Origin of the sequence: Novosphingobium mathurense (assembly GCF_900168325.1) — a bacterium.
Taxonomy (GTDB): Bacteria; Pseudomonadota; Alphaproteobacteria; order Sphingomonadales; family Sphingomonadaceae; genus Novosphingobium; species Novosphingobium mathurense.
The window spans coordinates 833,757-847,040 of sequence record NZ_FVZE01000001.1; the positions used below are offsets into that span (position 1 = coordinate 833,757).

A 13,284-nucleotide genomic window follows, 5' to 3' on the forward strand; every position below is an offset into this window, starting at 1 on the left:
CATGCGCGCTTCTTTGCGGATTCCTCGATCATCGTTGCACCGTTACAACACTACTGTTGCGGTGTCGCAAGAGGCTTTCCACCGATTTCGGCTTAGGGACGACGCGCAAAGGCTTCCGGGTCGAGTTCGAGTTCGCTGAGGCGCTTGCGCAAGGTGTTGCGGTTGATGCCCAGGGCATGGGCTGCGCGCAATTGATTGCCACCGGTTTCCTTGAGGATTTCCGCGAATAGCGGGCGCTCGAAAGCGGCCATCGCCGAGGCGTAGATCGAGCCATCGGCAGGCCGTTCTGCCGCCAGCCATTGCGAAACGGCGGTGTCGATATCGACCGCCGACCCGTCCCCTGCACCGGCCTGCGAGCCCTGGCTCTCAGCCGCGAGGAGCGGATTGATGCTCTCAACGTCGATAGCATCTTCGCGCGCGAGCAGAGCCAGGCGATAAATGAAGTTCTTGAGTTCGCGCACGTTGCCGCGCCACGGCTGCTTGCGCAGCAGTTCCGCAGCTTCCGACGTCAGCTGGCGCTTGGGAAGCCCTTCGTTCGCGGCGTGCTGGAGGAAATGGCGCGCCAGAACCTCGATGTCTTCCGGCCTGTCGCGGAGCGGCGGCATGCTGATGGGCACGACATTCAGACGATAGTACAAGTCCTCACGGAAGCGCCCCGCGGCGATTTCCGGCTCCAGGTCCTTGTTGGTTGCGGCGATGATCCGCGCGTCCAGCTTGATCTCCTCGCGTCCGCCGACACGCCGCACGGTCCCCGATTGCAGTGCGCGCAGCAGACGGGTCTGCGCCTGCATCGGCATGTCGCCGATTTCGTCAAGGAACAGGGTGCCACCCGCAGCCTGCTCGAACTTGCCTTCATGCCGGGCGACTGCGCCGGTGAAGGCGCCCTTCTCGTGCCCGAACAGCTCGCTCTCGATCAGTTCAGCAGGGATGGCCGCGGTGTTGACTGCGACAAACGGCCCTGTCCGCCGGTTACCCAGCTGATGGATAGCTTCTGCGACGAGTTCCTTGCCGGTGCCGGATTCTCCGAGGATCAGAACGGTGAGATCGTTGCGCAGGACGCGCGTGATCATCCGGAACACCGACTGCATCGCCGGGCTCCTTCCTACCAGCGGCAATCCGTCGCCAAGCGGTTCGTCGCCATCATGGACGTTGCCCTGCCCGTTGCCGGCTGCCTGCCTGACCGTCCGGGCCAGTTCGTCGATGTCGAAAGGCTTGGGAAAATACTCGAAGGCGCCGGTATCGGTAGCACGTACCGCGGTGTCGAGAGTATTCTGCGCCGACAGAATGACCACCGGCATGTCGGGCCGCAGGGACCGTACCCGTTCGATCGTCTCGATACCATCGCCATCGGGGAGCATGACATCGGTTACCATGGCGGAAAACGTCTGTTGCGCGATCAGGCGATCGCGTTCCTCGATGGTCTGGCAATGAACCACATCGAAGCCTTCGGCCTCGAGCGCAGCCGTGATGACGATGGCGATCGACATGTCGTCTTCGACAAGCAACACGCTCATGCGCCGGCCCTCCATTTCATGAGCTTCTTGCGGGTCTCTCGGGCAAGCGGAAGATGGACGCGGAAGTGCGTCAGCCCTGTCTCATCGTCCCGATCATGGGTGATCCGTCCATTCATGTCGCGCACCAGCTTGCGCACCAGCGGCAGGCCGAGCCCCTGCCCCGACTTCTTGGTCGTGACGAAAGGCTCGAAGATGTGATCGCGCATGGATGCGTCGACGCCCGGGCCATTGTCGGAGATCCGCAGTTCCACAGGCAGGCGGATCGGCTTGCCTGAAGCCGTTGTGTGGAGTTGCAGGCCGCTGGCGAAGCGCGTGCGGATCGTGACCGTCGGCTGCTCGACCTCCCGGCAGGCTTCCATGGCGTTCGAGACCAGATTGATGATGACCTGAACCAGTCCATCGGGATTGCCGAGTACCGCCGGAAGCGACGGATCGAACTCCTCCACGAGCCGGACCGGGCTCGGATGGGTTGCGGAAGCAGCGCCGATTACGTCAAGGGCACGGCGCGCAGACTCGTGCAGGTTGCACGGCTCCACCGGCGAGGCCGTGCGCCCGCTGAGCTGCTGCATCTGATCGATGAGATTGGCGATGCGATCGACTTCGGAAGTGATCAGGTCGGTCAGGGCCCGGTCGCGCTCGTTCACCTTGCGGGCAAGAAGCTGAGCGGCCCCCCGGATACCAGCCAGCGGGTTCTTGATCTCGTGGGCCATGATCTCCGGTCCGCGAACCACGGCATTATCCACACCGCCGGAATCATCGCCAAGCGCTTCGGTGGCGCTGTTATCGTGGATCGTGAGTACCTGCCACCCGAGCGTATCGGCCACGGGCGCGACATTGATATCGATCCGCCGCGCCCCTCGCCCTTTCACCGCGACCACGACTTCACGCGCGGAAACCGGGGTTTCGTAGTCGTTGAGCCGTTCGAGCAGCCGCGGGTCGGAAAACGAAATGACCTGTGCCAGCGAACTTCCGACAAGACGGCGCAGCGACTGACCGAAGAACTGCTCGGCCGCCGGATTGACCGAAGCGATCCGCAATCCCGGTTCCAGCAGGATCACGGCAAGCGGAAGGCTCGCCAGCAGCCGGTTGGCCTCGGGCAGGACCGTCCGGGAAAGCAGGCTCATGCGGCCTGGCGCTCCCGATAAGGGGCGTAGAATTCGGCCAGGGCCCGCAGAACCTCGTCAGGATCGGCGATGAAGTTCACCTTGTTGCGGAATTCCGCCGATCCGCGCACGCCCTTGATATACCAGCCCAAGTGCTTGCGGGCCATTTTGACACCGGTGTCAGCGCCGTAATGCTCGAGCATCTGCTCATAATGGCTGCGGATGATCTCGTACTGGCCGGCAATGTCCGGATCGGCCGAGACAGTCTGTCCGCGCCACCACTGCATGACTTGGCCGAGGAACCATGGGCGACCGTAGGAGCCGCGTCCGATCATCAGGCCATCGGCGCCGGATTGCTCCAGAGCCATCGCCGCGTCGTCTATGGTGCAAATGTCGCCGTTGACGATCACGGGGATCGAAACCGCATCCTTGACGCTGCGGACGAAGGCCCAGTCGGCCTCGCCTTTGTACATCTGGTTGCGCGTGCGCCCGTGAACGGTGATCATCTGCGCCCCGAGATCCTCGGCGATGCGCGCGAGTTCCGGCGCGTTGAGGCTATCGTGGCACCAGCCCATGCGCATCTTGACGGTGACGGGCACCTTCACCGCCTTCACCGTCGCCTCGATCAGCCGCGTTGCCAGCGGTACGTCGCGCATCAGTGCCGAACCGGCATCGCCGTTGACGACCTTGCGCACCGGGCAGCCCATGTTGATGTCGATGATCGCTGCGCCGCGGTCCTCGACGAGCTTCGCGGCCTCCGCCATCTGCTCTGGTTCGCAGCCGACGAGTTGCATCGAGACCGGATCCTCGATCTTGTCCCACATCGCCTTCTGGATGGAGACCCGCGTTTCGCGGATCGCGGCCGGACTCGCGATCATCTCGGTGACATTGAGCCCCGAGCCGAACCCGCGCACCATCCTGCGGAAAGGCAGGTCCGACACGCCTGTCATCGGCGCGAGCACGACCGGACAGTCGATCGTCACGGGACCGACCTTGATGGGCTTGAGAGCCGGAGGCTGGGGCAATTGGATCATAAAACGTGCAGTGCTGCCTAAAAAACAGGCAGCGCATAGTGGATTGCCCTCTCCTCGGCAAGCGATTACCGGCGATAGCGATGTCACAGGACACTTCATCCGCTGCCGAGAATATCGGAGCTCTCCCCCGAATCGCCGCCGTGGTCGTGGCAGCAGGCCAAGGCCTCAGGGCCGGACAGCCCCTCCCCAAGCAGTTTGCAATGTGGCGCGGCAAGCCGGTCGTGCGTCATTCGGTGGAGGCCTTGGCCAAGGCCGGCGTCGCACCGATCCTCGTCGTCATTCCCGAGGGAGCGGAGGAACTGGCAAATGGCGCGCTAGCCGGCATTGCCGGTGTCCGTTTCACCGTCGGCGGCGAGACAAGACAGCAATCGGTCCGCCTCGGCCTCGAGGTCCTGGGCGCCGATGAGCCCGATCGGGTGCTCATCCATGATGCGGCCCGCCCCGGTCTGTCCCCTGGTGTCATTGGCAGAATCCTTGAGGCTCTGGATCTCTCCAAGGCCGTCATTCCGGTCCTGTCCGTGGTGGACAGCCTTGCCCATTACGAGGACGGAGCCTCCGGGCCGGTCATGGGAGCGCCCGCCCGCCGTGAGGCGCTCCGCCGCGTCCAGACCCCGCAGGCATTCCACTACGCCGAGATTCTGGAGGCCCACCGCAAATGGTCCTCCCCCGCCGATGCCGGCGACGATGCGCAGGTTGCCCAGGCAATCGGCCTCGAGATCGCGCTCGTCGAAGGAGACGAAGCCTTGCACAAGCTGACCTTTGCTTCCGATTTCCAGCCTTCCGCACCGCCGGTGCGGGTCGGGACGGGCTATGACGTCCACCGTCTGGTCGAGGGCGAGGAACTCTGGCTCTGCGGCATCCGGATCGAGCATAGCCATGGGCTGTCCGGACACAGCGATGCCGACGTGGCGATCCACGCTCTCGTCGATGCCATGCTCGGCGCAATCGGTGCGGGCGACATCGGCCAGCACTTCCCGCCGAGCGACCCGCAGTGGCGCGGCGTGTCCTCCGACAGATTTCTCATCCATGCGGGCAATCTCGTAGCCAATGCGGGCTATTGCCTTGGAAACGCAGACATTACCATCATATGTGAATCACCGAGGCTTGGCCCGCACCGCGAAGCCATGCGCGCCCGCCTCGCGGAAATACTGAACGTCGATCCCGCCGTGATCGCCGTCAAGGCAACTACGACGGAGAAGCTCGGGTTTACCGGGCGCTCCGAGGGCATTGCCGCGCAGGCTGCAGTCTGCCTGTGCCGCATGTGAAAGGGACGATCATGAAACGAGGTTACAGATCCGCGGCCGGCATGATTGCAGCCATCCTTGCAATTGCACCGGGCGTTGCGGCTGCAGCACAGCCTGTCTGCCTCAGCAAGGGGGAGGCCCGCTCGCTGCTGACTTACGCCCTGCCGCAGGTTATCAGTGGGACGGGTAAGCGGTGTCAATCGCAGTTACCGGCCAATTCCTACTTGCGCACGCATGGTGAGGAACTGAAAGCGCGGTACGCTGCACAGAAGAACCGCTATTGGCCCGATGCACGTGCCGCCTTCCTCAAGTTGAGCAGTTCGAAAGACGCGCAGTTTGGCGAGTTTACCCGCAACCTTCCCGATGAGTCGCTGCAGCCGATCGTCGACATCGCCGTCGAAGGCATGGTAGCGCAGAACATCAAACCCAAGTCCTGCGACAAGATCGACCTTGCGCTCGACCTGCTGTCCCCTCTTCCGCCCGAAAATACCGCTGGCCTGATCGCGCTGTTCGTCGAAATCGGCGCACAAGCAGGCCGAAATGCCGCGCAGGCTGCCGACAAGCAGGCAAGCCTGGGCGGCTTTGCCATCTGTGAGAGCTGACATGGGCAAGAACGTACTTTTTCCGCAAGACCTCTACGATCTCGCAGAGCGCGTCATAAACGAGAACAAGGCGATCGGACGGACCGTCGCCCTTGCCGAGAGCTGCACTGGCGGCCTGGTCTGTGCGGCCCTGACCGAAGTACCTGGTTCATCCGCCGTGCTCGACCGTGGATTCATCACCTATTCGAACGAGTCCAAACAGGAACTGCTGGGCGTCCAGGACGACATTCTCGATGCTTTCGGCGCCGTATCGCCGGCCACGGCCTGGGCCATGGCACAGGGTGCGATCCGCCAAAGCCGCGCCGATGTCGCCGTTGCCATCAGCGGCATTGCCGGCCCCGAGGGGGGCTCGGAGATGAAACCCGTCGGAACCGTCGTCTTCGCCTGCGCCATTCGCGGCGAAGAAGAAGTGAATGCCGAGCAGAAGCTGATTGAAGGCAAGACCCGCGCCGAGATCCGGCATCAGGCGGCCATCGTCGCTCTGGAGTTGCTGCTTCCGCAAGCACACTAACAACGCGGTTTTCCGGGAATTCCGGACGCCCCCGTTACCTAAAGTAAGTTCGCCATGCCGTCGGTCACTTTAGGTAACCTGATGCAGGTCACTTTTCGTAACTGCAGTAACTTTTCGTAACCTCAGGACGTCTGCGGCTCGCCGTAAAGCTCGTGAGCGCGCGCCTCGAAGGCCGCGACCATCTTGCGGAATGCCTTGTCGAAGTACTGGCCTGCGAGCTTCTCGAACAGGGCATTGCGGAACGAGAAGCGCACATCGAACTCGATGTCGCAGCTGTTCGCGTCCACTGCATGGAATCGCCAGACATTGTCGAGATCGCGCATCGGTCCATCGACGTAGTGGACCTTGATCTCTTCGGCCCGCCGCTTCTCGACCCGCGAGGTGAACTTCTCGCGCAGGGCCTTGAAGCCGACCAGCATGTCGGCAACCATTTCACTGCCGTTGTCCGACTTGACCCGGGTGGCGACCACCCAGGGCAGGAATTCCTGGTAGCGGCCTACGTCCGCGACCAGATCGAACATCTGCTCGGCACTGTAGGGTAACCGGTGGACTTCGTGGATTCCGGGCACGTTCAGGCCTCGCCCGTCATGGCATTGTCTACACTGGACATTACTTGCGGCCCTTGGCCAGCCTTGCTTCGCGTGCCGCCCGCATCTCGGCGAAGTCTTCGCCGGCGTGGTAGCTGGAACGGGTCAGTGGCGAAGCGGCAACCTGCAGGAAGCCCTTCGCCCGCGCAATGGCGCCATAGGCGTTGAAGGCCTGCGGCGTGACGAATTCCTTCACCTCGGCATGCTTGGGGGTCGGGCGCAGATACTGCCCCATGGTGAGGAAGTCGATGTCGGCGCTGCGCATGTCGTCCATCACCTGGTGCACTTCCAGGCGCTCTTCGCCCAGGCCGAGCATCACGCCCGACTTGGTGAAGATCGAGGGATCGTGGTTCTTCACTTCCTCGAGCAGGCGGAGCGACGCATAATAGCGGGCGCCCGGACGGATCGTCGGGTACAGCCTCGGCACCGTCTCGAGGTTGTGATTGTAGACATCGGGGCGCGCAGCCACGATCGCTTCGATCGCCGGGCGCATCTTGCCGCGAAAGTCCGGGGTCAGGATCTCGATGGTCGTCGAAGGCGTGTTCCTGCGCAGCTCCTCGATCACCTTGACGAATTGGCTGGCCCCGCCGTCGGGCAGGTCGTCGCGGTCCACCGAGGTGATGACGATGTGTTCGAGGCCAAGCTTAGCCGCGGCTTCCGCCACGTGAGCAGGCTCATCGGTGTCAACACGGCCGGGCATCCCGGTCTTGACGTTGCAGAAGGCGCAGGCCCGGGTGCAGGTGTCGCCCAGGATCATGACCGTCGCATGCTTCTTGGTCCAGCACTCGCCGATATTGGGGCAAGCCGCTTCCTCGCACACGGTGTTGAGCTTGAGATCCCTCATGAGTTGGCGGGTTTCGCCATAGCCCTTGCTCGTCGGCGCCTTGACCCGGATCCAGTCCGGCTTGCGCTGCCGCTCGGGTTTCGGTTCGGGCTGCGGAACAGAGGAAAGATCGTTCATGGGGTCCAGATAGTCTCAAGTTTGCGCCCTTGCCAGTGCGAATATCCCGTTTATGGGATGCGGGCGCAAACAAGGAGCTCCCCATGACCGAAGCCAGTGATCGTGTCCTCGACCATCTCCTCGACGGCTATCGCCGCTTTCGCCAGACCGGCTGGACCCCCAACCGCGAACGTTGGGAGAGCCTGCGCGAAGGCCAGCAGCCGGAAGTCATGATCATTGCCTGCTCGGACAGCCGCGTCGATCCTTCGCAGATCTTCGACGTCGATCCGGGCGAGATCTTCGTCGTGCGCAACGTGGCCGCGCTGGTTCCGCCGTTCGAGAACACGCCCGGCCATCACGGCGTATCGGCAGCGCTCGAATTCGCGGTGCAGGTTCTCAAGGTGAAGGAAGTCGTGGTCATGGGCCACGGCATGTGCGGCGGCTGCAAGGCCGCGCTGACCCAGGAACTGCATGGCAACGAGCCGGGTGAAGGCGGTTTCGTCGCCAACTGGATCTCGCTGCTGGACGAAGCTCGCGCCCCGGTCGCCGACGAATTCGGCACCGAAGGTCGCCCCGCCGAGAAACAGATGGAACAGGCCGCGGTCAAGGTCAGCCTCGACAACCTGATGACCTTCCCCTGCGTACGCCGCAAGGTGAAGAACGGCGAGCTGACCCTGCGCGGCGCCTACTTCGCGATCTCCGATGGCATCCTGCACCTGATGGACAGCGAAACCGGCAAGTTCGAAGCGGTTTCCTGAGAATTGCGTCATTGCCCCCGGTGGACAACGATTGTCCACACGGGGACAGCAAGCGGACTGGCCAATAGAAAAAGGGCGCCGGATCGATCGATCCGGCGCCCTTTTCTCGTGATCGGCGAGCCGCCCGAAGGCGACCCGGACCGGATCAGGACTGCGGTGCAGCCGCAGCTGCCGGAGCAGCTGCCGGGGTCGCCTTGCTTGCAGCATAGGCCGACCACAACTTGGCGACGGGCGCGCGCGAACCGCTCACCTTTGCGAAGTTGGCCTGGGCCTCGGCATACTTGCCCAGCATCGCCTGCGCCATGCCGAGGTGCATGGCGACGGCATTGGCGTCGACGCCCGGCTTGCCCATCGCCATCGTGTAGAAGGTTTCAGCCTTGGCGGGCTGGTCGTAGCTCAGGAAGACGTCGCCGGTGCCGGCAATCGTCGCGCCGGTCGCACCCGGCTTCATCGCGTCACGCTCCTGCGCGGCGAGCGAAGCCTTGTCGGACGAGACGCGCGCCTCGGTGTTGGCCTTTTCGCCGGCGAGATCGGAGGCGCTGATCTTGCCCTTCGAAATGCCCGCGTTCATGATCTTCAGCGCTTCGCCCGGATAGGCGCGCGGATCGACGTTCTCGATGTACTCGAGATAGTCGCGCTTGTCGTTCATCGCGCCGGTCACGTACATTAGGCGCATGAGGTCGAGGTTTTCTTTGCTCGGCAGCGAGCCAAGCTGGCGAACGACCGAAATGGCGGCATTCCAGCTATCCGGCTTCGGGTAATACTGACCGAGCATCGCGGCGTATTCAGCCGAGGGCGCAAGCTGCTTGGCGTCGTAGGCAGCCTGAAGCGCAGTGCGGATCGAGGTCTCGTTGGGCTTGGCCCCGCTTGCCTTGGCCGCTTCCAGTTCCTTGTGCACGATGGCCAGGGCCGCCTGCGGGTTGTTGGAGCGCTTGTACGAATCGGCCAGGACTGCCTGGAGCATGCCCTGTGGATCGCGATACCCGCCGTCGTAAGCCGCCTGCAGCCAGCGAGCCGCTTCAGTGTACTGCTGGCTCTGGTAAGCGGTGACACCGGCAAGGTACTGTACCTGCCCCGCGGTTTCCGGACTCATCGCGCCGCTTTCGGCCATCATCACCAGACCGCGGTGCTGCATTGCGACATCGTTCATGAAGATGCCGACGTTGCGGGTGAGTTCGCCCTGCTTGAGCTTGTCGAGCGGCTCGCTAGCGGCGGCTTCGGCGGCCTTGAGCTTGGCAAGGATGCCACCCATCGCAGCGTCCACCTCGGCGCGTGCGGCAGCCATCGCGGGGTCGGTCTGGGCGGCACGGGCCTTGTCCGCAGCAGCCTTTACCGTGGGATCGCTCTGGGCCTCGGTTACCGTCTTGTCGATTTCGGCGGCAACGGCTGCATATTCCTTGGAAAACGAAGCCTTGGCTGCCTTCTTTTCTTTTGCGGCAACCGTGGTCGGGGCAGCGGCAACAGCCATGCCGCCGGCGAGTGCCATGGCAAGGGCAACTCGGGAAATCAGGAACTTGCGAGCCATAAAGGCCAACTCCTCTCAAGTCGTCAGACACAGTGGCCCGCGCCCGAAAGCGGGGCCTCGAAAATGTACGGCGCAGGTACTGACGGGGAAATGCGCCTTTGGCAACCTCGCTCTCGAACTAGAGACCCGCCGCTTAACGCTGTTTGAATGCGACTCACCGCAAGCGTTCAGACAGGCCTCGTCATGCGCCCGAGGCGTCCTTCCGGTGTTTCAACCCATAAGTGTGGAAAAAGATGCACTCAGCGCCTTCCCAAGGGCTGTTTCAGTGGCATTCGCCCGGCGCATGTCCTAGTGCCGAAAATCACCTTTCTCATCGAAGCAACGAACGACACAGCGCGTGAGCGACGACATCGACACTCTTGAACATACCGGCCCCGAGGGCGAGTACACCCGCATCGACATCGTCGATGAGATGAAGACGAGCTATCTCGATTACGCGATGAGCGTGATCGTGAGTCGCGCGCTTCCCGACGTCCGGGACGGTCTCAAGCCGGTGCATCGCCGCATTCTGTGGACCAGCCACGAAAACGGGTTCGTTTCCGGCAAGGCCTACCGCAAGTCGGCGCGTATCGTCGGTGACACCATGGGTAAGTATCACCCCCATGGCGACGCTGCGATCTACGACGCGCTGGCGCGCATGACGCAGGACTGGTCGATGCGCCTGCCGCTGATCGACGGTCAGGGCAACTTCGGCTCGATGGACCCCGATCCGCCGGCCTCGATGCGTTACACCGAGGCGCGCCTGGCCAAGGTGGCCGACGCCCTGCTTGCGGATATCGACAAGGATACCGTCGACTTCCAGCCCAACTACGACGGGGCGGAACACGAACCGCAGGTCCTGCCGGCGCGTTTTCCGAACCTGCTGGTCAACGGCGCGGGCGGTATTGCGGTCGGCATGGCGACCAATATCCCGCCGCACAATCTGGGCGAAGTGATCGACGGTTGCTTCGCGATGATGGACAATCCGGGGATCACCTCGGAGGAACTGTTCCAGATCATTCCGGGCCCGGACTTCCCGACCGCTCCGCTGATTCTGGGACAGGGCGGTGCGCGCAATGCCGCCGTGACCGGTCGCGGCTCGATCATGATGCGCTGCCGCCACCAGATCGAGGAAACCCGCGGCGACCGGCGCTCGATCGTCCTTACCTCGATCCCCTATCAGGTTGGCAAGTCCAACCTCGTCGAGAAAATCGCCGAGGCCGCCAAGGACAAGCGGATCGAAGGTATCTCCGATATTCGCGACGAATCGAACCGCGAGGGCGTGCGCGTCGTCGTGGACCTGAAGCGCGACGCCTCGCCTGAAGTCGTGCTCAACCAGATCTGGCGCAACACCCCTGCCCAGTCGAACTTCGCGGCGAACATGCTGGCGATCCGCGGCGGCCGCCCGGAAATCCTCTCGCTTCGCGACATCATCCAGGCCTTCATCCAGTTCCGCGAGCAGGTTATCACCCGCCGCACCAAGTACGAACTGAACAAGGCCCGCGACCGCGCGCACATCTTGCTCGGCCTCGTCGTCGCGGTTTCGAACCTCGACGAAGTCGTCGCGATGATCCGCAGTTCGTCGAACCCGGCCGATGCGCGTGCCAAGCTCCTCGCCAAGCAATGGCCGATCGGCGACATCGCGCCCTATATCCGCCTCGTCGAGGCGATCGAGCCGAATGCGGAAGAGGACGGCGGCACCTATCGCCTGTCCGAGACGCAAGTTAAGGCGATACTTGAACTTCGCCTCCACCGCCTGACCGCACTGGGCCGTGACGAAATCGGCGACGAGCTCAAGGAGCTTGCCATCGCGATCGAGGAATACCTCTCGATCCTGGCCGACAGAATCAAGCTTTACAATGTGATGCGCGAGGAACTTCAGGTCGTACGCGATGCGTACGCAACCCCGCGCGTCTCCGAGATTACCGCCGCTTTCGACGGGATCGAGGACGAAGACCTGATCGAGCGCGAGGACATGGTGGTGACCGTCACCATGGACGGCTACATCAAGCGCACCCCGCTCTCGACCTTCCGCGCCCAGAACCGAGGCGGCAAGGGCCGCGCCGGCATGGCGACCAAGGACGAGGACGCAGTGACGACGATGTTCGTCACCTCGACCCACAATCCGGTCCTGTTCTTCTCGACCGCGGGCAAGGTTTACCGCCTGAAGGTCTGGAAACTGCCGGAAGGTGGTCCGACCACGCGCGGCCGCCCGATCGTCAATCTGCTGCCCGCACTCGACAAGGACGAGACGATCCAGACCGTTCTCGCCCTTCCTGAGGACGAGGCCGAATGGGGCAAGCTCTCGGTCGTCTTCGCGACTTCGAAGGGCAATGTCCGCCGCAACTCGATGGACGCCTTCTCGAACATCCCGACCAACGGCAAGTTCGCGATGAAGTTCGACGAGGATGCGGACGATCACCTGATCGGCGTGGCCCTGCTCGAAGCGACCGACGACGTCCTGCTCGCCACTCGCCAGGGCAAGGCGATCCGTTTCGCCGGTGACCAGGTCCGCGAGTTCACGAGCCGCACGTCCACCGGCGTGCGCGGCATGACGCTCAAGGGAGACGACCGCGTCATCTCGCTGTCGATCCTCCACCGGGTCGGCACGGAATCGGAAGAGCGCGAGGAATACCTGAAGTTCGCTCCGTGGAAGGGCGAGAAGGAAGGCGAACCGGCCCTTTCGGCCGAGCGCTTCGCAGAACTGCAGGAACGCGAACAGTTCATCCTGACCGTCTGTGCCAACGGCTACGGCAAGATGTCCTCGGCCTACGAGTATCGTCGCACCGGACGCGGCGGACAGGGCATCACCAATATCGACAATATTGCCCGCAACGGGCCGGTCGTGGCGAGCTTCCCGGCAGTTCAGGCCCAGCAGCTCATGCTGGTCACCGACCAGGCCAAGCTGATCCGCCTCCCGCTCGAGACGATGCGCGTCATCGGTCGCAATTCGGCGGGCGTCAGGCTGTTTAACGTCTCGGCGAATGAGCACGTCGTCAGCGCCGTACGCCTCGACGAGGCGAACGAGGAAGAGGACGTCGTTACCGAAGCCGTTGAGGCAGCCGAAGGCGAAACGGCCGCAGCACCGGAAGCGCCCGAGACTCCGGAAGCCGGAGAATGAGTGAAGAACGGGCATTGTCCACCGAGACAATCGCCTACAAGGTCCTGACCGGAGCCCAATTGGCACGGCTGCTTGAAGACGGCAGTTTTCTAGGGGCTCCGGTCGATCTTGCCGATGGTTACGTCCATTTGTCCGCCGCGGGACAAGTCCAGGGAACGCTGGACAAGCATTTCGCCGGAGAGGATGACCTCTACATCGCCGGTATCGACCTCGAAGCGGTGTCCGATGCCCTCAAGTGGGAAGTCTCACGCGGGGGCGCCCTGTTCCCGCACCTCTACGCGCCGTTGCCGCTCAGCGCCGTAATTGCGCATGGTCCGGTCCGGCGCGAGCCGTCGGGACGCGTTATCCTGCCGGGCCGCGGCTGAC

At 63.3% G+C, this 13,284-nt stretch carries 12 protein-coding genes; 6 read left to right on the plus strand and 6 right to left on the minus strand.

Translation table 11 applies throughout. From position 1 onward, the window contains the following. Positions 1 to 92: 92 nt before the first annotated feature. Genes ntrC through dusB form a run of 3 tightly spaced genes read right to left on the minus strand, consistent with a single transcriptional unit; the run spans position 93 to position 3,651 of the window. Positions 93 to 1,514: a nitrogen regulation protein NR(I) gene (ntrC, locus tag B5483_RS04015; RefSeq protein WP_176167942.1), complete on the minus strand. Its 1,422-nt coding sequence runs from the start codon at positions 1,512 to 1,514 to the stop codon at positions 93 to 95. Next, entirely contained in the window at positions 1,511 to 2,638 is a 1,128-nt protein-coding gene (locus B5483_RS04020) for a two-component system sensor histidine kinase NtrB (RefSeq protein ID WP_054944337.1), read from the minus strand. Before B5483_RS04020 ends, ntrC begins: the two co-directional genes overlap by 4 nt. Continuing rightward, positions 2,635 to 3,651 carry a tRNA dihydrouridine synthase DusB gene (gene dusB, locus B5483_RS04025; RefSeq protein WP_079729526.1) on the minus strand — a complete coding sequence of 339 codons (1,017 nt, stop codon included), beginning with the start codon at positions 3,649 to 3,651 and terminating at the stop codon, positions 2,635 to 2,637. The genes B5483_RS04020 and dusB overlap by 4 nt, the downstream gene beginning before the upstream one ends. An 80-nt stretch (positions 3,652 to 3,731) precedes the next feature. On the opposite strand from dusB, the gene B5483_RS04030 reads away from it, so the two are divergent. From B5483_RS04030 to B5483_RS04040, 3 genes are read left to right on the plus strand one after another with little or no spacing between them, the layout of a single operon-like run. Beyond that, positions 3,732 to 4,916 (plus strand): bifunctional 2-C-methyl-D-erythritol 4-phosphate cytidylyltransferase/2-C-methyl-D-erythritol 2,4-cyclodiphosphate synthase, encoded by a 1,185-nt coding sequence (locus tag B5483_RS04030; protein WP_079729527.1) that lies wholly within the window; start codon positions 3,732 to 3,734, stop codon positions 4,914 to 4,916. Between the two features lie 11 nt (positions 4,917 to 4,927). Then, complete coding sequence (locus B5483_RS04035) at positions 4,928 to 5,497, plus strand: hypothetical protein (protein ID WP_054944481.1); 570 nt, start codon at positions 4,928 to 4,930, stop codon at positions 5,495 to 5,497. 1 nt (position 5,498) lies between these two features. Beyond that, positions 5,499 to 6,008 (plus strand): CinA family protein, encoded by a 510-nt coding sequence (locus tag B5483_RS04040; RefSeq protein WP_054944468.1) that lies wholly within the window; start codon positions 5,499 to 5,501, stop codon positions 6,006 to 6,008. A 122-nt stretch (positions 6,009 to 6,130) separates the two neighbouring features. Here the strand turns inward: B5483_RS04040 and B5483_RS04045 are convergent, their stop codons facing one another. Further along, complete coding sequence (locus B5483_RS04045) at positions 6,131 to 6,577, minus strand: type II toxin-antitoxin system RatA family toxin (protein ID WP_054944469.1); 447 nt, start codon at positions 6,575 to 6,577, stop codon at positions 6,131 to 6,133. Positions 6,578 to 6,617: 40 nt separating this feature from the next. Continuing rightward, positions 6,618 to 7,556 carry a lipoyl synthase gene (gene lipA, locus B5483_RS04050; RefSeq protein WP_054944470.1) on the minus strand — a complete coding sequence of 313 codons (939 nt, stop codon included), beginning with the start codon at positions 7,554 to 7,556 and terminating at the stop codon, positions 6,618 to 6,620. 83 nt (positions 7,557 to 7,639) lie between these two features. Here lipA and B5483_RS04055 point away from each other — a divergent pair, with 83 nt between their 5' ends. Continuing rightward, positions 7,640 to 8,293, plus strand: a complete 654-nt coding sequence (locus B5483_RS04055; RefSeq protein WP_079729528.1) for a carbonic anhydrase — start codon at positions 7,640 to 7,642, stop codon at positions 8,291 to 8,293. A gap of 145 nt (positions 8,294 to 8,438) precedes the next feature. On the opposite strand, the gene B5483_RS04060 is transcribed toward B5483_RS04055, so the two are convergent. Then, the gene (locus tag B5483_RS04060) at positions 8,439 to 9,818 is read right to left on the minus strand and encodes a hypothetical protein (RefSeq protein WP_054944472.1); all 1,380 of its coding nucleotides are present in this window, start codon (positions 9,816 to 9,818) and stop codon (positions 8,439 to 8,441) included. A gap of 337 nt (positions 9,819 to 10,155) precedes the next feature. On the opposite strand from B5483_RS04060, the gene gyrA reads away from it, so the two are divergent. Further along, entirely contained in the window at positions 10,156 to 12,918 is a 2,763-nt protein-coding gene (gene gyrA / locus B5483_RS04065) for a DNA gyrase subunit A (protein ID WP_054944473.1), read from the plus strand. Then, a complete protein-coding gene (locus B5483_RS04070) occupies positions 12,915 to 13,283 on the plus strand; it encodes a DUF952 domain-containing protein (RefSeq protein ID WP_079729529.1) in 369 nt (122 codons plus the stop codon). Before gyrA ends, B5483_RS04070 begins: the two co-directional genes overlap by 4 nt. Position 13,284: the final 1 nt, after the last annotated feature.